19 protein-coding genes are annotated in these 15,409 nt (G+C 65.4%); 10 read left to right on the top strand and 9 right to left on the bottom strand.

What is annotated here, in order from left to right; all coding sequences use genetic code 11:
* Positions 1-224: 224 nt before the first annotated feature.
* The gene (locus I6F36_RS07800) at positions 225-473 is read right to left on the bottom strand and encodes a hypothetical protein (RefSeq protein WP_036000331.1); all 249 of its coding nucleotides are present in this window, start codon (positions 471-473) and stop codon (positions 225-227) included.
* A gap of 202 nt (positions 474-675) precedes the next feature.
* Here I6F36_RS07800 and I6F36_RS07795 point away from each other — a divergent pair, with 202 nt between their 5' ends.
* Positions 676-1,137, top strand: a complete 462-nt coding sequence (locus I6F36_RS07795; RefSeq protein WP_036000328.1) for a cupin domain-containing protein — start codon at positions 676-678, stop codon at positions 1,135-1,137.
* A 6-nt stretch (positions 1,138-1,143) separates the two neighbouring features.
* Here I6F36_RS07795 and I6F36_RS07790 read toward each other — a convergent pair whose 3' ends face one another.
* Positions 1,144-2,106: an alpha/beta hydrolase gene (locus I6F36_RS07790; RefSeq protein WP_225114114.1), complete on the bottom strand. Its 963-nt coding sequence runs from the start codon at positions 2,104-2,106 to the stop codon at positions 1,144-1,146.
* A 115-nt stretch (positions 2,107-2,221) separates the two neighbouring features.
* On the opposite strand from I6F36_RS07790, the gene I6F36_RS07785 reads away from it, so the two are divergent.
* Positions 2,222-2,899 carry a nitroreductase gene (locus I6F36_RS07785; protein WP_225114113.1) on the top strand — a complete coding sequence of 226 codons (678 nt, stop codon included), beginning with the start codon at positions 2,222-2,224 and terminating at the stop codon, positions 2,897-2,899.
* Between the two features lie 133 nt (positions 2,900-3,032).
* The gene (locus I6F36_RS07780) at positions 3,033-3,236 is read left to right on the top strand and encodes a hypothetical protein (protein WP_036000317.1); all 204 of its coding nucleotides are present in this window, start codon (positions 3,033-3,035) and stop codon (positions 3,234-3,236) included.
* Positions 3,237-3,262: 26 nt separating this feature from the next.
* On the opposite strand, the gene I6F36_RS07775 is transcribed toward I6F36_RS07780, so the two are convergent.
* Genes I6F36_RS07775 through I6F36_RS07765 form a run of 3 tightly spaced genes read right to left on the bottom strand, consistent with a single transcriptional unit; the run spans position 3,263 to position 5,874 of the window.
* Complete coding sequence (locus I6F36_RS07775; protein WP_225114112.1) at positions 3,263-4,381, bottom strand: HD domain-containing phosphohydrolase; 1,119 nt, start codon at positions 4,379-4,381, stop codon at positions 3,263-3,265.
* A 51-nt stretch (positions 4,382-4,432) separates the two neighbouring features.
* On the bottom strand, positions 4,433-4,765 hold the full coding sequence (locus I6F36_RS07770) for a PilZ domain-containing protein (protein WP_036000311.1): 333 nt from the start codon (positions 4,763-4,765) through the stop codon (positions 4,433-4,435).
* On the bottom strand, positions 4,762-5,874 hold the full coding sequence (locus I6F36_RS07765) for a DUF2336 domain-containing protein (RefSeq protein WP_225142041.1): 1,113 nt from the start codon (positions 5,872-5,874) through the stop codon (positions 4,762-4,764). The genes I6F36_RS07770 and I6F36_RS07765 overlap by 4 nt, the downstream gene beginning before the upstream one ends.
* 297 nt (positions 5,875-6,171) lie before the next feature.
* Here I6F36_RS07765 and I6F36_RS07760 point away from each other — a divergent pair, with 297 nt between their 5' ends.
* Positions 6,172-7,119 carry an AraC family transcriptional regulator gene (locus I6F36_RS07760; RefSeq protein ID WP_225141708.1) on the top strand — a complete coding sequence of 316 codons (948 nt, stop codon included), beginning with the start codon at positions 6,172-6,174 and terminating at the stop codon, positions 7,117-7,119.
* 50 nt (positions 7,120-7,169) lie between these two features.
* The gene (locus I6F36_RS07755; protein ID WP_225125624.1) at positions 7,170-7,760 is read left to right on the top strand and encodes an NADPH-dependent FMN reductase; all 591 of its coding nucleotides are present in this window, start codon (positions 7,170-7,172) and stop codon (positions 7,758-7,760) included.
* Between the two features lie 103 nt (positions 7,761-7,863).
* Here I6F36_RS07755 and I6F36_RS07750 read toward each other — a convergent pair whose 3' ends face one another.
* The 3 genes from I6F36_RS07750 to I6F36_RS07740 form a co-directional block, all read right to left on the bottom strand.
* On the bottom strand, positions 7,864-9,945 hold the full coding sequence (locus I6F36_RS07750; protein ID WP_225141709.1) for a methyl-accepting chemotaxis protein: 2,082 nt from the start codon (positions 9,943-9,945) through the stop codon (positions 7,864-7,866).
* An 85-nt stretch (positions 9,946-10,030) separates the two neighbouring features.
* Entirely contained in the window at positions 10,031-10,816 is a 786-nt protein-coding gene (locus I6F36_RS07745; RefSeq protein ID WP_225128566.1) for a 2-keto-4-pentenoate hydratase, read from the bottom strand.
* Between the two features lie 14 nt (positions 10,817-10,830).
* Positions 10,831-11,418, bottom strand: coding sequence for a TetR/AcrR family transcriptional regulator (locus I6F36_RS07740; protein WP_225125616.1), 588 nt, complete (start codon positions 11,416-11,418; stop codon positions 10,831-10,833).
* A 126-nt stretch (positions 11,419-11,544) separates the two neighbouring features.
* Between I6F36_RS07740 and I6F36_RS07735 the strand changes: the two genes are divergently transcribed.
* Both I6F36_RS07735 and I6F36_RS07730 read left to right on the top strand, forming a co-directional pair.
* Positions 11,545-12,027, top strand: a complete 483-nt coding sequence (locus tag I6F36_RS07735) for a tautomerase enzyme (protein ID WP_225141711.1) — start codon at positions 11,545-11,547, stop codon at positions 12,025-12,027.
* Positions 12,028-12,062: 35 nt separating this feature from the next.
* Positions 12,063-12,839 carry a crotonase/enoyl-CoA hydratase family protein gene (locus tag I6F36_RS07730; protein ID WP_036000278.1) on the top strand — a complete coding sequence of 259 codons (777 nt, stop codon included), beginning with the start codon at positions 12,063-12,065 and terminating at the stop codon, positions 12,837-12,839.
* Positions 12,840-12,849: 10 nt separating this feature from the next.
* On the opposite strand, the gene I6F36_RS07725 is transcribed toward I6F36_RS07730, so the two are convergent.
* Positions 12,850-13,290, bottom strand: coding sequence for a DUF1810 domain-containing protein (locus I6F36_RS07725; protein WP_225141713.1), 441 nt, complete (start codon positions 13,288-13,290; stop codon positions 12,850-12,852).
* Between the two features lie 206 nt (positions 13,291-13,496).
* On the opposite strand from I6F36_RS07725, the gene I6F36_RS07720 reads away from it, so the two are divergent.
* The 3 genes from I6F36_RS07720 to I6F36_RS07710 all read left to right on the top strand — a co-directional run bounded on the left by I6F36_RS07720 (position 13,497) and on the right by I6F36_RS07710 (position 15,366).
* On the top strand, positions 13,497-14,447 hold the full coding sequence (locus I6F36_RS07720) for a DUF2778 domain-containing protein (protein WP_225142044.1): 951 nt from the start codon (positions 13,497-13,499) through the stop codon (positions 14,445-14,447).
* A gap of 66 nt (positions 14,448-14,513) precedes the next feature.
* Entirely contained in the window at positions 14,514-14,771 is a 258-nt protein-coding gene (locus tag I6F36_RS07715) for a hypothetical protein (RefSeq protein WP_036000273.1), read from the top strand.
* Positions 14,772-14,865: 94 nt separating this feature from the next.
* On the top strand, positions 14,866-15,366 hold the full coding sequence (locus I6F36_RS07710; protein WP_036022833.1) for an SMI1/KNR4 family protein: 501 nt from the start codon (positions 14,866-14,868) through the stop codon (positions 15,364-15,366).
* The last annotated feature ends 43 nt before the right edge of the window (positions 15,367-15,409 follow it).

The raw sequence follows: 15,409 nt of genomic DNA, 5'->3' as shown, positions 1-15,409 counted from the left end.
GATGCGCCCCGGTTCGCTCAGCGCCGCATCATCTGTCAGCCGCTGCGTTCTGTCCAGGGTCGCGGCGCGCTTGCTTTACGCGCTCGGCGCGTGTCGGAAACTGGCGGTGCGGAGGCACCAAAAAGCAAATGGCCGGGACATTCTCGCGCGAAGACGCGCTTCTGCCCGGCCATGACGGCATTTCGGTTGTGGCTTTGCTGAAAAAGCCGGGAACGGACTGCGCGTTACGCGCTGGTCTCGCACTTCTTCATGAAGCTGTTCTTGGCGGCGCCGGCGAGCGGCTTGCCGTCGGCGCTGACGGCCTTGGGCGCGCAGGCGTCTTCCTTGCACTTCTTCAGAAACGAGGTCTTGGCGGCGCCGGCCAGCGGCTTGCCGTCCTTGCCGACGGCCTTGCTCTCGCAGGTTTCTTGCGCAAGGGCCGAGCCCGCTGCGAAGGTGGCAACGATCGCAGCGAGGAAAATCCGTTTCATCATGGGGGTCTCCTGAACCAGAAATGGCCGGGAGAGTGGAGCCGGGAATCGTGGCGCAATCAAGCAGGATGAGCACTGGGCCGCCCGGTCGCCCGCTGATTTTTGCGCGCCAGCTCGGAAGATGTCGCCTCTGTTGCAGTGCTCGCTGACCGCATCGGGCGATCCTGCTAGCGTCGGTCCCTTGAGATGGAGAGGAAGCATCGTGATGGACGCCGCGATCCCGCACGACCAGGCAGCCGATCGGCATTCCCACCTGGTTCGACCCCAAGACATGGATTGGCAGAAGACGCGCTTTCCGGGCTGCGAGGCCAAGACGCTACTGTTCGATCGCCGTACGGGGCTGATGACCGCCTTGATGCGTTTTGCGCCAGGATCGGTGCTGCCCGATCACGAACATGTCGGCATCGAGCAGAGCTGGGTGATCGAAGGCGCGCTCGTCGACAAGGAGGGTCCAGCCAAGGGCATTGCCTGCAAGGCCGGCGAATTCATCTGGCGCGAGGCGGGGAGCCGGCATGCCGCTTGGTGCCCCGACGGCGCGTTGATTCTGGCGATCTTCCAGGTGCCGAACAAGTTTTTCGAGGCCGACGGCCGCGTGGTCGATGCCGCTGGCCAGGACTGGGATGAGACCTGGGGGCACACCGCGGCGCAGCGGGCGCAGAGCGCCTGATCGCCTTCACGCGCCGCGCATCAGCAGCGCCTTGAAGTCGGCCCGCGCGCGCTGCGCCTCAGTGCGCGCGACGTCGGAGGCGTCGCCCATGCCGAAATAGCCATGGATCAGGCCGGGGCCCTCATGGTGCTTGACCTTCACGCCGGCGGCCTCCAGCGCCCGCGCATAGGCGGCGCCTTCGTCGCGTAGGGGATCGAACCAGGCGGTGGTCACGACCGCGGGCGCGACGCCGGCCAAGGAGGCGGCCCGCAGCGGCGAGACGCGCCAGTCGCCGGCGTGTGCGGGATCGGCGAGATAATGGCCGCAGAACCATTCCATCGTCGCCCGCGTGAGGAAGTAGCCCTCGGCGTTCTCGCTGCGCGAGGGATAGCGCGCGTTCTCGCGCGCATCGGCATAAGCGCCGACGACGTCGGTGACCGGATAGACCAGCAGTTGCGCGGCGAGCTTGATGCCGGCCTCCCGGCAGGCGATCGCGCTCGTCGCTGCGAGATTGCCGCCGGCGCTGTCGCCGGCAACGCCGAAGCGCGTTGCGTCACCGCCGAATTCCGCGACGCGGCCAAACACGTCGCTGACCGCGGCGAAAGCATCCTCGAAGGCGCCGGGAAAGCGCGTCTCGGGCGGGCGGCGATAGTCGACGGAGACGACGACCGCGCCGGTCTCGATCGCAAGGTTGCGCGCCTGCCGGTCGTGGGTTTCGAGATCGCCCGCAACCCAGCCGCCGCCGTGGAAGAACACCACCGTCGGTGCCGGCGCGGCGCCGACCCGATAGACCCGTGCGGGAAGCAGACCGGCGCCGCCTTTCACCCTGATATCCTCGACGCTATCGACCGGCGGCGGCGGAATGGCGGCACGCGAGGCAGCGAGTGCGCGCAAGGAATCGCGGGCGCTCTGTGGCGTCATGACCGTGGGATCGCGCATCGGCATGAGCGGAATGATCTGGGCGATGACGGGATCGAGCGGTGCGGCCATGGACTTTCCTCACAGGGTTCTTGGTCTTGCTTGGTCCTTAGCATAGGTTTTGCGGGCCGCATCGGCAACCGGCGTGCGTCGCAAGGCCGGACGAACGGGCAGGGAGGTTCACGAGGTGGAATTCGAGACGCTGGTCCAGTCGCGCCGCAGCGTGCGTGGCTTCAAGAACGAGCCGGTGCCGCGCGCGGTGATCGAGGCGATCATCGAGAGCGCCAAGCGCGCGCCCTCGTCGATGAACACCCAGCCCTGGCATGTCCATGTGCTCACGGGTCATCCGCTGGAGGAGGTGCGTCGCCGCAACATGTCGGAGATGGCCGGCGGCGCCAAGGTCAAGCGCGACATCGTCAGCCATGGCGAATACCAGGGCGTGCATCGCACCCGGCAGGTCGACATCGCCAAGAAGCTGTTCGGCGCGATGGGAATCGCACGCGACGACAAGCCGATGCGGCAGGACTGGGTGCTGCGCGGCTTTCGCCAGTTCGACGCGCCGGTCTCGCTGGTGCTGACCTATGACCGCGTGCTCGATCCCGGCGCGGTCTGCCACTTCGATCTCGGCGCGCTCTGCTACGGCATCGTGCTCGCGGCGTGGGACCGCGGGCTCGGCTCGGTCATCAACGGGCAGGGCATCATGCGCTCCGACATCGTGCGCGAGGTCGCCGAGATTCCGGAAGACGAGGTCATCATGACCTGTGTCGCGATGGGCTATCCCGATGACGGCTTTGCCGCGAACGCCGTGCGCTCGGACCGCGAGCACAACCACCAGTTCGTGCGTTACGTGGGTTTTGCCGATTAGCACGAGCAAGAGGAGATTATTCTCTGGCGGAAAATTTTTGGTGCGGTGTCGCGAGTGGCCTCTTGCATTCTCGAAGTCGCGGGAGGAACAATATGCGGACTGAGAGGTTTGTTGCTGGCGCGAGGGAATTGATATGCGGCGGCTGGCTAGCCTGGTTCGGCGGTTCTTCGGTCCGCGACTGCGGCCCAAGATCGACGATGATCCAAGTCTTCCTTTCACACCCGAAGAGTTCGGCCGGCTGATTCGCAGCGGCCGGCACGAGGACATGAAGCTGCTGGCCGACGGGCTGGCCTGCCGCTCCATCCCGCGCCGCGCCAGCCATCGTGCGACGCATTAGGCTGCGCTCGAGACGGGTCACAGCGCTCACCGCGTGAGCGCGACCTGCTTGAACGCGCGGACTAGCGCCTTCTCCAGCTTGCCTGTCATCTCGCACAGAACGTCGTAGGCCTCCGCGCGCGGCATGGTCGGCTTGTAGTGCCGGTGCTCGATCAGGGCTGCGAAGATGTCCGAGATCGTTAGAATCCTGACGATATCGCCAATGCTCTCGGCGCAGAGCGCATCGGGATAGCCGCTCCCGTCGAGGTACTCGTGATGATGGCGGACGGCATCGAGAATCTCCGGCGAGATCCCGTCATGGTCCTTGAGAAACGTATAGCCGGCGGCGGGATGCGTTTCGATCAGCGCGCGCTCGGCGGCATCGAGGCGGCCCGGCTTGTCGAGGATGGCGAGCGGAATCTGCGCCTTGCCGATGTCATGGAACATGGCCGCCGAGTAGAGACGTTCCAGGTCGGCCCTGCCGACGCCAAGGCTCAGACCGAAGTCGATGGCGACACCGGTGACGAGCAGGCAATGCTGATAGGTTCCTTCGTGGTGCCGCCGCACCGTCATGAGCCACTCCGTCAGGCCATGCCGGGTGATGCGATCGGCGATCTGGCGCCCCGCTTCCTTGGTGGCGTTGACGTCAAGCGGCTGGCCCAGGGTGACGGAGGTAAACATGGATGCGATCGCGGTCGCGGCGGTCTCGACGGCAGTGTCGGCCTGCGCGCTCTCGCGCGACGCGGCCGAGAGCGGATCAGGCGGATCGGACAGCGCCGCCAGCAGCCTCGCCCGGTTGATGGTGCCCGGAAGGACCAGTGTCGCTCCAAGCGCATAGGCCTGCGAAACGGCGACATGCGAGGTGTGCTCCAGCAGGAAAATCCGCTTCTTCGCCTTTGCGAGCTTGCCCGCCCGTTTCTTGATCGCCGCGATATTGTCGACATCGCGAAGCTCGGCGCGAATGACGATGGCGGACGGCACCTCTGACAGCTTGGCCTCGGCGTCCAGCCGCTCGCCCGCGACGGCGAAGCGTTGCTCGAGGAGCGAGCACACACCGGCCAGCTTGTCGGACGTGTCGGCCAGCACATGAACGAATGGGCGCGGCGCTGCAGCGACCGCGACGCCGCCAAGGCTGGTGGGTTTGAGTGTGGTTTGCGCGTTCTGCACGGATATGCCCCGGAATAGCGCGGGCTCCAATCGATGGGTCGAATTCTCGGTCTATTTGGCCTGATCGGAGCTCTGCGCTGCGGCAGCCGGCGCAATCGCCTGCTTCTTCTTGCTTTGTGCGGTGACGAAGTGGATGCCAGCGGTGGTGCCGTCGATCCAGACCAGCTCGCAGCGCCGGTAGGCCAGGCCCGTCGACGACAGCAGCATGAAGAATTCCTTGGCCTGGAGCACGTCCAGCGTGCCCTCGACCTCGACCTTCGCGCCCGTCTGCGAGACGTCGAGCAGGACGCAGCTGCGCCGCCAGGTGCCGTCGGATCCCATGAGATTGACCGGTTGCCTGTGGTCCATTTTCACGCGAAAGGCTTTGCGACCGTCGAACTTCATCGGCTAACCCCCATCTTTTTTGCGTCGCGATGTCCCCGACCGCACTCCTTGGCGTTTGCGGCAATTTCGCCCCACCGCACCGTCCACTGGCTGGTCGACAGCAGCAGCGTCTCGAAAATGTGCTGCGCGCGTTCGCGCTCGGCGAAAGAAAGCCGTGTGCCGCAGCGGTTGCTCAGGATGGCGAGCGTGGTCTGCCAGTTCAGCCGCGAGGCGCGGCAGGCCATGACGAGACCCTCGCAATCCTCGTCGGTCATGACATGTTCGACGATCTCGATGGGAGCGCCCGAAAGCACCGATAGCGCGGTGATGAGATTGGCGGTCTCGCCGCGGATGGCGAAGCGGTTCACCGTGGAATCGTTCAGCTTGCCGATGCGGCTGAGTGCAACGATCTCCGGTCGCGCGATCGCATAGGCCGCCGCGGAGGGTAGCTTGGTGACGATGGGTGCGGCCGTTGCGGCTTGAAGCGAGACGGTGGCGTTCAGGCCGATGCCGGATTTCGGCGCCGGTGAGGCCGACAGCAACTTCCGCATGACTGTGTCGGGCGTGTCGGGCCTGAGCGCCAGTGCCTTGGTGAGTTCGTCATCCACCAGGCACTTCTCAACCAGCGCAACGTAAGCGGCTTCGGAGAATCTTGCCTCGCTGTTGCCGATCAGCGCAAGACAAACGCTGGAAGTGCCACCCTTGATCAGCGTCTCCATCACCCGTGGATCGATCGGCGCGCGGCCGGCGATGGCACATTGCTGCCGTACGCCGCTCGCGGCTGCGATCAGTGTGAGATCGGCCGTGGACAGCGACCGCGAGCGGAGCAAAACGGGGCAGGCGACTTCCGGGTCGCGGTGCGAGGCGAGACGTCGCACGGTGTCCGGCGGAGCCGCCTTGAGCTCTGCGAGCGCCGCGCTGACATCGATCAGCGCGCTGGCCTCAACCCGCTCGATCAGTCGCACCAGGACGCCGTCGACCACACCGGCGAGCAATTCCTGGGATCGACCGCGGCTGCTTGTGAGCAGTTGCAAAAGGCCGAAGAGAATGCGGGCGCACCGGTCCAGCGGACACGTTGCGACCGCGTTCTCCAATTCGGCCAGATTGTCGGCAGGCGAATTTGCCGTCATGGCAGGAGCCTGAAATGAAATAAATTGCACAATCAAACGACGGTTATTCCGCCGCAAAGGCGTTAATTTGAATCTTAAATGGCAACGGCTTCGGTATTGGCGCACCGCCTCAATCGCAGGAAACGCTATCGAAATTCGGCGAGACAGGGTTGTCCCGGATTGTTCTTTCAACCGGCCCGTCTCCAATTGATCAGGGCACGTTAGGATCGATTCTAACGAAATAAACCGAAGGAGGCAGCGAACGGCACCCCGCGGCCGGACGCACATTCAGAGCGGCGCGGCATTTCTCATATTTCCATGAACAGCATTGACGATGTGCCGAGGTCGGCACTCAAAACATTTCGTTTTTCCGACGTCGACGAATTTCGAAGCGCTATACGCGGGCTGAATTTCGAATTCACCCCTTTTGTGCGGAAGATTTCGGCTGAGCAGACGATCCTGGCCCTACCGGGCTGCGACGTGAATTTGACGCGCGCGTTTCCGCGGGTGGTTGACGCACAACTCGTGGAGAATTGCACGGCGATCGGCTTCACGATAGACGATCTCAATGTGCCAATTCGCTTCAACGGCTCGCAGCGGGCGCGACCCGTCGTGGTCATCGGCAACGGTGGGGCGGCCTACACCACCGTCGAGGAGGTGCAGCGGCAAATCGCCTCGGTGGTTTTCCGGCCGGAGGTGAGGGATCGTGGCTGGCCGTCCACGCTCTCGAGCTTCAAGATTTTTGAGATCTCCACGGCCGGCTTGCAGCGATTGCGCGGCGTGGTTAGGGAGGTGCTGGCCGAGGCGGCCGGCCCGATTTCGGCACCGGAGCTCTTGTTGAAGGGCGCGGCGATGAAGGAGTCCCTGCTCGGAGCCGTTGACGAGGCCTTTGCGACGATCGTTCCGGCCCGCTGGACCTTTGCACCCAACGACGGACGGAATCTCAGGATCTTCCAGGATATCCGCGCGCTGCTGTCTGACGACCTGTCGGAGCCGATTTATAGCGACGAGATCGCGCGCAAGCTGGGGCTGTCCGTTCGGACCATGCACGACGTCGTGCGCCGCTATCGCGGCATGAGCCTGCACCGCTATTTGCGTCTGCATCGGCTGTGGCTGGTGCGTCGGCGCCTTCTCGCCGGGGCCGATAGCGTCAAGGCGGTCGCGCTGGCGTATGGCTTCTGGCATCTCAGCGATTTCTCAAGAAGTTACCGTGACCAGTTCGGCGAGACGCCGTCGCAAACACTGGGCCGTGGTCGCGGAAGGTAGTGCGACAAATCGGGTAGGGCTGGACGCCGGTTTCGTGCTACCGTCCGGCCATGAGCAATCGCATTCTCGTTCTCTACGGTTCTTACCGTTCCGACCGCATGGGCATCCGCCTTGCGAATTTCGTCATCAACCGGCTGCGCGATCGCGGCGAGGACGTCGAATTCATCGACGCCAAGGCGATCGGGCTGCCGATGCTGGACCGCATGTACAAGGAACATCCCAAGGGCTCGGCGCCGGAGGCGCTGGAGAAGCTGGCCGGGCAGATCCGCGGCGCCGACGGATTCGTCTTCGTCACCGGCGAGTACAATTGGGGCATCCAGCCCGGGCTGAAGAACCTCACCGATCATTTCCTGGAGGAATGGTTCTGGCGCCCGGCCGCGATCGTGAGCTATTCGGCCGGCCGGCTGTCCGGCGCGCGCGCAGCGACCGCCTGGCACGGCACCCTCTCGGAGATGGGCATGGTGGTGGTATCGAGCACCATCGGTGTCGGCCCGATCGCGCAGACGCTGTCGGAAGCCGGCGAGCCGATCGGCGACGGCGGCAAGGCCCTGGAGCGCTCGTTCCCGCGCTTCGCCGACGATCTGACCTGGTGGATCGAGGCGGCGAAAGCGCAGCGCGCGCGCAAGGCGCCGCCGTATTGAGGTCGCGTAGCCTGGATGGAGCGACAGCGTAATCCAGGGTCTCGCGCGTCAACGGCACTGTCCCGGATTGCGCTGCGCTCCATCCGGGCTACGACTTCGCGTGCTACGCCGCCCGGACCTCACCGAGGAAGCGCTCGAACTGGCCGGCGAGATCGCGCGACTGGGTCGAGAGCTGCTCGGCCGCGCCCAGCACCTCTCTTGCCGCGGCGCCGGTGTCGTCGGCGGCGCGCTGCACGCCGGAGATGTTGCTGTTGACCTCCTGGGTGCCGCGGGCAGCCTCCTGAACGCTGCGGGCGATCTCCTTGGTCGCCGAGCCCTGTTCCTCGATCGCCGCGGCGATGGCGGTGCCGATCTGGTCGATCTCGGCGATGACGTCGGCGACGTTGCGGATTGCCGCCACCGTCTCGTCGCTCGCGGTCTGGATCGCGGTGATCTGCTCGGAGATCTCGGTCGTGGCCTTGGCGGTCTGCCCGGCCAGCGACTTCACTTCGGAGGCGACCACGGCAAAGCCGCGGCCGGCCTCGCCGGCACGGGCGGCTTCGATGGTTGCATTTAGCGCAAGCAGGTTGGTCTGCTCGGCGATGCTCTGGATCAGCGTCACGACGTCGCCGATCTTCTGGGCGCCTTCGGCGAGCGTCCGCGCGGTGTCGCCGGTGCGGCGGGCATTGTCGACGGCACGGGCCGCGATCTCGGTGCTTTGGGCGACCTGACGCCCGATCTCCGCGATCGAGGAGGTCAGCTCTTCGGTGGCGCTCGCGACCGTCTGCACGTTGGTCGAGGTCTGTTCGGAGGCGGCGGCGACCACGGCGGCCTGGCTGTTGGTCTGCGCCGCCGTCGAGGTCATCGACTGCGCGGTGCTTTCCATTGCAGCAGAGGCCCGCGACAGGCCGCCGACCAGCTCGGTCACCTTGGCCTCGAAGGCGCGGGTGAGATCGTCGAGCGCTTGGGCGCGGCGCATCTTGCCGTCGTTCTCGGCCTGCTTCTCGGCCGCGAGCCGATCGGCGCGGATCATGTTGTCCTTGAACACCTGAACGGCCGCGGCCATCGCGCCGATCTCGTCGGAGCGCTCGGCGCCCGGAATGCTCTCCGCAACCTCGCCGTCGGCGAGCCGCGACATGCGCGTCGTCAGGCCGACGATCGGCGCGCAGACGCGGCGGCGAACCGTCACGATGAGGCCGGCGCTGGCGATCAGCACGGCGACAAGGCCGACGAGCGCGATCGTGAAGCTGGTGTGCGCGGCCGACGAAGCGCCGGCGAGAATCTGCTCGGCGTTGTCGTAGAAGGCGTCGCGGACGCCGATGATGGTGCCGAGGCCGCGCTGCGTGGCGGCGTAATAGGTGTCCATGTCGTGTTCGTATTTGCCGGTGATCGCGCCGTCCTTCACCAGCTTGAGCTCGCGGCCGAACTCCTCGACATAGATCGCGTTGAACTTCTCCAGGGCCTCCGCGACATTCGCCGGCGTTGTTGGATTGCCGCGCAATTCCTGCAGCGACATCACGACCTGATCGTTGCGGCCCTGCGAGCGGGCAATGTCGGCCTTCTCGGCGTCGGTCGCCGGCTTCTTTCCGCCGAGGAGATTCTTGTGCAGGCTGGAGTTGAAGCCGCCGACGTCGCGCAGTGTCATCGCGACATTGGCGTAGCTGGCCTGCCGGTAGGCGTCACCGTTCAGGATCGCCATGCGGCGGACCTGCTCGTTGAGCAGCGCAGTCACGCCGCCGTTGAGCACGGCATTGTCGGCGACGATCTTCTTGGCCGCGTCTTTGCGCGCCTCGGCGGGACCCGCCAGCGCCTTGTCGATGGCCTCGCGCAACGCGGTGAACTTCGCGTTGATGCCGTCGATGTTGCTGCCGATCGTGGTGCCGTCGTCGAGCGGGCCGGGCAGCTCCTTGCGCAGTGCATTCATCTTGTCGCGGGCGCGGTCGGTCTGCTTGCGCAGCTTGTCCTGCTCGGCCAGCAGCGCAGGGTCGATGGCCGCAGGTCCGTAGAGGATGTTGGTGGAAAAGCCGCGCTCCGGATTGAGATAGCGCGGGATGTCGCTGACCGCACGGACGATTGCGAGCCGCCCCTGCGCTTCAGTGATCCGTTCCATGGTCTGGTACTTCGTCGCGGCGACGTAGACGGCGAGACCGCCGCCGACGGTCGAGAGCGAGACGATGGCGCTGGTCAGGAGCGTACCGATTTTCATGATCTGTCCGGCAAATAACGGAGAAGTATTTTGCCCGGACGATAGGGCGGCCATGTTAATCTGCGGTTTACGCTCCCTGGCCGGCTCAGCTGTAGGTCGCGCTGACCGATCCCAGCGGACCAAAATCGGCAACGTAGGTCTCGCCAGCCTTGGGCCGGAGCATACCGGTCAGCGTGCCCGTGCTGATCGTCTGGCCGGCCTTGAGACCGATGCCGGTCCGCGACAGCTCGTTGGCAAGCCAGGCCAGCGGCACCAGCGGATGGTCAATCGCCTCTGCAGCGGAGCCGCGGCGTCTCTCGATGCCGTTGCAATTCAGGACGACATCTTGAGTGGCGACGTCGCGGCTGCGCCAGTCGGCGATGGGCTCTCCGAGCACGATCGTTCCTGATCCGGAGCCGTCGGCCATGATCGCCGGCATCGGCGGAAACGCCGCATCGTGAATGAAGCGGCACTCGGCGAGCTCGATGCCGGGATGCAACGAGACCACGGCGTCGCCGACCTCGTCCACCGTATAGGGCTTCGCGCGCGGCGGCAGATCGGCGCCGAGACGCGCCTGGAACTCGACTTCAGGGATCGGGCTGCATTGTCTGGCATGCTCGACGCTGGCGGGCGAACTCTTGATCAGGGGCGCGAACACCCGCCCATAGATCGGCGCGGAGATGCGAAGCTGACGCTGAAGCCCGGACTTCATGCCCGCGATCTTCCAGCCGACAACATCCCAGCCGAGTTCTTCTTCCACCATCTGCGCGACTTGGTACGCCGTGTCCGCATCCGGTGGGACCAGCCGTTCGTCGAGGCCGCTCTGTTGCCGGCCCTCGCGACGCAAATCGGCGAGCTGACGGGCGAGTTCGCGTTGTCGGGACAAGTCCATTGCGCGTCTCCAATCTATTTGCTTGTGCGGGCGAGGGCGGCTGCGAGGACGATCTCCAATTCCTCCTGGACCTGATCGAGCGCGTCGGCGCTGCGGCTGGCACGGCACATCGCGACCGTGCCTTCGATCGAGGCGACGACAAGCGTTGCAAGCCGCTCGGCGCGCTCGGCAGCCAGTCCTTCGCGCAACAAGGCTGCTTGCATGATCCGCCGCCAATCGGCGAACACGCCGTCGGCGAGGTCGAGCAGGTGCTGCTGCGCGGCCGCGTCGTCCTTGTCGCTGGGCTCACCGACATAGCGATCGACCGCCACGGCGAGCACAGGGCAGCCGGCCTCGAAGCCGGTTGCCTCCAACTGGCGGCGCCATGATGCGACAAAAGCCTTGAGGCCGCCGATCACGCCGCGTTCGTTCATGGCTTTCTCCAGAGGAATGGATACCTGCCGGCCGGCGAAGGTCACGGCTTCGGCGATCAATTGCGGCTTGCCGTCGGGGAAGTGGTGGCTGATCGAGCCGCGCGGCGTCGCTGTGTGGCGGACCACGTCGCGCATGCTGGTGGCGTTGACGCCGCGGCGGCTCATTAGGTCGGCGGCGCCGGCGATCATCCTGTCGCGTGTGGTGGCAGTCATCGGGAATCCTGCAATTGGCCATCTCCATCTAGACTATGACACTTGACATACGCAAGCCGCGCTGAGATATGACGAGTGTCATATTCGTGGAGAGGTGCCGATTTGACCATCATTACCGTCACCGCACCGGCCGGACGGCTCGGCCTGCCGCAGCGCCGGCAGCTTGCGGAAAGCCTGACCGACGCCGTGCTCGAGCCCGAGGTCGGCCACAGGGCGCCGGCGGCCCGAATGGGGTTTCAGGTGCATTTCCACGGCCTTCCGTCCGACAGCATGGCGATCGGCGGCCGGTTGCTGTGCGACCAGGACAAGCCGCGCGACATCATCACCGTCAACATCGCCGTCATGAACGCGGCCTGGCCGGCGGAGGTGCGCGCCGAGGTGATCCGCAACGTGCTGGCGCGGCTTGCGGAGGCCTGCGGCATGCCGGCGCCGTCGCCGACCTGGTGGGTCAATTTCGAGATCATCGATGAGGGAAGCTGGGGATCGCGCGGCGGGGTGCTCTCGATCCTTCAGCTGCTGGATTCCGGCGTGTTCACGCCGGCCCGGATCGAGGCGATCCGCGCGGCGCTTCAGCAGCCGGCCTGACTTGCTGCCAACACCAACAATCGGGAGACGAGCACATGAGCGAAGGTCAGATCGGCACCGAGGTGCACGGCCACGTCCTCAAAATCATCATCGCCAACGCCGCGAAGAAGAACGCGTTCACGCCTGCGATGATGGAGCAATTGTCCGATGCACTCACCGAATTGCACCACAACGAGGCCTATCGCGTCGGCGTGGTCTGCGCCGAGGGCGGGGATTTCACTGCAGGTCTCGATATGCCCAAATTCTTCGGTCCCACCGCGGAGAAGCGCAACACCAAGGACGGCAATGTCGACCCGTTCGGGCTCAACAAGCGCTGCCGCAAGCCGATCGTGACGGCAGTGCAGGGTATCGTCTACACCATCGGCATCGAGCTGATGCTCGCCGGTGACATCGTGGTTGCGGCCGACGATGCACGTTTCTGCCAAATGGAGGCGAGGCGCGGCATCGCACCACTGGGCGGCGCGCATTTCCGCTTCCTATCGCGGGCCGGCTGGGGCGATGCGATGTATCATCTGTTCCTCTGCGACGAGTTTTCGGCGCAGCGCGCGCACGCGATCGGTCTCGTCCAGGAGGTCGTGCCTGCAGGCGAGCAGATCGAGCGGGCGATGACGCTCGCCGCCATGATCGCGCGCAATGCGCCACTCGGCATCCAGGTGACCAAGGAAGCGGCGGCGAACTATGTCGAAGCTGGCGAAGCGGCTGCGATTGCCTACATCCCGAAAATTCGCGATCGTGTGCTCGGCAGTGCCGACGCCAAGGAGGGCATCCAATCCTTCATCGAGCGTCGCGCGGCCGTCTTCCAAGGACGTTGATCGGCGCCTGCTAATGCCGAGCCTGATCCGGCCTTTCGAGGATATCCAGCGTAGCGCCATCGCGTTCGCCTGCGAAATATCGGGCGAGCGCCTGATCGAAGACGGGCTCGTCGGAGACCGCGCCGAACAGCGTCATCGACGAGCGGAATTTGGCGTCATCCGGCGCGCCGAGGATCGCGTTGATGGTCCGGCCCTCGACCGCGAGCACCAGCCTGGTGCATTCGATCAGTCGGCCGCCCAGGATAGGGTGGACGAGATAGGCCTCGGCCTCCGCGCGGGAGCCGATGGCATATCGCTGCGACATGGCGCTGGCGCCGAGACCTGCGACCTGGGGGAAGATGAACCACATCCAGTGAGTCTGCTTCCGGCCCCTAGTCAGCTCGCCCAAGATGTCGCCATAGACCGGGTCTTGGGCCTGGACAAAGCGATCGAGATCGAACGGATCGGTCATTGGATACCTTAGGGGATACCTTTGGAGGGCCTTGGCGGCCCCGATTATGCCTAACTTTTGGCTCCCAATGTGGTAGCTGGTATAGAGTCTCTCCGGGTGGGGGTGGGTAAGCCCCCGGGGGTCGATTTGGGGATCTGATGGTTTCCGACGCAGCACACGCCGAGAGGCTGTTGTCGCGCCGCCGTGTCGGGCGGGCTGAAACGATTCTGCTGTCTGTGGCCGCGATGGCGCTGGCGCTCGGCGCCGCCGCGTGGGTCGCCGATATCAGCGATTCGACCCCGCTGGTCTCCGCGGCGTTGCCGCCGGCCAATGCCCCCTCATTCGAGGACCGTTTCGCCTCGGCCTCGGCCGGCCCGTCGCCGCGCGAGCTTGGTCTGCGGGTGCTGGAGCGCTCCGCGGTGAATGCGGCCCAGCTCAAGCTGCGGGATGCCAAGGCGATGCTGGCCCAGAAGCTCCAAGGCGACGACTGGCGCTCGATCCTGAGCGAGGACGACCGGTACATGACCGAGGAGGCGAGGCGCTCGCAGCGCGCCGACGCCATCCCCATGCCGCGCGCGCGTCCGGTCCAGGCGGACTTCTCCGCTCAGATCGCCTCCAGCCAGGCCTATGCGGACACCAATCTCAGGGTCGACAACCGCAATTTCTTCGAAAAATTCACCGACAAGATCAAGCTGGCCTCGCTGACGCCCGGCGACGGCCTGCTCGGCAGGGGGCCGGATCTCGCCGCGCTCGGCTACGATTCGCGCACTGCGGTCTATGACATCTCGGCCAAGGCGGTCTATCTGCCGAGCGGCGTGGCGCTGGAAGCCCATTCCGGCCTGGGCGCGCTGATGGACAATCCTGACCATGTCGACCGGCGGATGGTCGGCGCGACGCCGCCGGCGATCTACGATCTGAAGCCGCGCGAAAAGCCGTTCCACGGCGTCCGTGCGCTGCGCATGACCCCGGTCGAAGGCACCAGCGCGCTCGGCCGCGTCGGGCTGCTCACGCACAATTACCTGCTCGGGCCGCGCGGCGATTCCAACGGCTGCGTCTCGATCAAGGACTATGATCGGTTCATCAAGGCCTACGACAATGGCGAGTTCAACCGCCTGGTCGTGGTGCCGAGTCTGCGCGGCGCGGCGACCGCCTCGCAGCGCGCGAGCACCGATTCCTGATATTCGCCTGCGACGGCGGGGCTGCCGTTTCCCCTTCGTTAAGCCGTCCTCGTCCAGAAGCAGCCCATGAGCGATCCATCCAATTCCGAAACCCCGCTGCGTACGACGTTCAAGATCAAGCTGAACGGCGACACGCTGGCGATCGCGACCGTCGGCCAGGCCTATCAATTCCTGACCAACTTCAAATCGGTCGAGTGGATGGAATTTCGCTCGCTGCACGAGGACGCCGTCGCGGCCCTGGAAGGCGCCGCCGGTAACGCCATGCTGGCGGTGCAGGCAACCAACGCCGTGCGCGCGCTGTTCGTCAGCGCCAAGCTGCTCTGAGAGAATCTCTCCCTCTGGCCTGATCCGTCGCCCTCGAACCCACTGCAAGGCGGGTGCGACGAAGGCTTGCGCGTCCGCGCCAGGGAGAGGGAATATGAAATTGGCAGAATTCATTGCAGGCATCGACGTTGGCGCGGAGCAACCAACCGAAGCCGCGCTCACCGCCTTCGAGACGTCCATCGGCTGTCGCTTGCCGGACGACTATCGCCGCTTCCTGCTGGCCTGCGCCGGCGGCTATCATCAGGGGGGCGCCGACTTCAACTGGCCGCATGGGGACTGGGCGGGTTCGGTGCAGGAGGTCCTGGGATTGCGGTCCGACGAGTGCTCGCTGGTGCAGACGCGCCAGACGCCGCAATGGCCGACCGTCGATGAGCTGTTGTGGATCATGAGCGACCACGGCGGCAATCCGATCTGCATGACGATCGACAAGGCCCATTTCGGCGAGATCTGGTTCATGGACCACGAGATGGCCGAATACGAAAAGCCCTGGACACTGGCGCAGGCGATGTCCGATCAATGGGGCTATGTCCTGCCGCTAGCACCGACGTTCAGCGATTTCATCGCCGGCCTGTACGAGGAAGCAGCGGCCGCCTGAGGCGAGGCCGGGCCGAGCGGGCGGGTCCGCCGCGACATGCTAG

This window comes from Bradyrhizobium sp. BRP19 (genome assembly GCF_020194195.1).
Taxonomy (GTDB): domain Bacteria; phylum Pseudomonadota; class Alphaproteobacteria; order Rhizobiales; family Xanthobacteraceae; genus Bradyrhizobium; species Bradyrhizobium yuanmingense.
Note: the sequence above shows the minus strand (reverse complement) of the source record. Positions and strands in the feature narration are given on the sequence as shown.

Coding starts and splice junctions, on each gene's coding strand:
- I6F36_RS07800 (WP_036000331.1), bottom strand. CDS start 473: ATGATGAAACGGATTTTCCTCGCTGCGATCGTTGCCACCTTCGCAGCG.
- I6F36_RS07765 (WP_225142041.1), bottom strand. CDS start 5,874: ATGACGGCAAATTCGCCTGCCGACAATCTGGCCGAATTGGAGAACGCG.
- I6F36_RS07730 (WP_036000278.1), top strand. CDS start 12,063: ATGAGCGAAGGTCAGATCGGCACCGAGGTGCACGGCCACGTCCTCAAA.
- I6F36_RS07790 (WP_225114114.1), bottom strand. CDS start 2,106: ATGGCCGCACCGCTCGATCCCGTCATCGCCCAGATCATTCCGCTCATG.
- I6F36_RS07740 (WP_225125616.1), bottom strand. CDS start 11,418: ATGATCGCCGGCGCCGCCGACCTAATGAGCCGCCGCGGCGTCAACGCC.
- I6F36_RS07715 (WP_036000273.1), top strand. CDS start 14,514: ATGAGCGATCCATCCAATTCCGAAACCCCGCTGCGTACGACGTTCAAG.
- I6F36_RS07755 (WP_225125624.1), top strand. CDS start 7,170: ATGAGCAATCGCATTCTCGTTCTCTACGGTTCTTACCGTTCCGACCGC.
- I6F36_RS07780 (WP_036000317.1), top strand. CDS start 3,033: ATGCGGCGGCTGGCTAGCCTGGTTCGGCGGTTCTTCGGTCCGCGACTG.
- I6F36_RS07710 (WP_036022833.1), top strand. CDS start 14,866: ATGAAATTGGCAGAATTCATTGCAGGCATCGACGTTGGCGCGGAGCAA.
- I6F36_RS07725 (WP_225141713.1), bottom strand. CDS start 13,290: ATGACCGATCCGTTCGATCTCGATCGCTTTGTCCAGGCCCAAGACCCG.
- I6F36_RS07750 (WP_225141709.1), bottom strand. CDS start 9,945: ATGAAAATCGGTACGCTCCTGACCAGCGCCATCGTCTCGCTCTCGACC.
- I6F36_RS07770 (WP_036000311.1), bottom strand. CDS start 4,765: ATGAAGTTCGACGGTCGCAAAGCCTTTCGCGTGAAAATGGACCACAGG.
- I6F36_RS07795 (WP_036000328.1), top strand. CDS start 676: ATGGACGCCGCGATCCCGCACGACCAGGCAGCCGATCGGCATTCCCAC.
- I6F36_RS07760 (WP_225141708.1), top strand. CDS start 6,172: ATGAACAGCATTGACGATGTGCCGAGGTCGGCACTCAAAACATTTCGT.
- I6F36_RS07745 (WP_225128566.1), bottom strand. CDS start 10,816: ATGGACTTGTCCCGACAACGCGAACTCGCCCGTCAGCTCGCCGATTTG.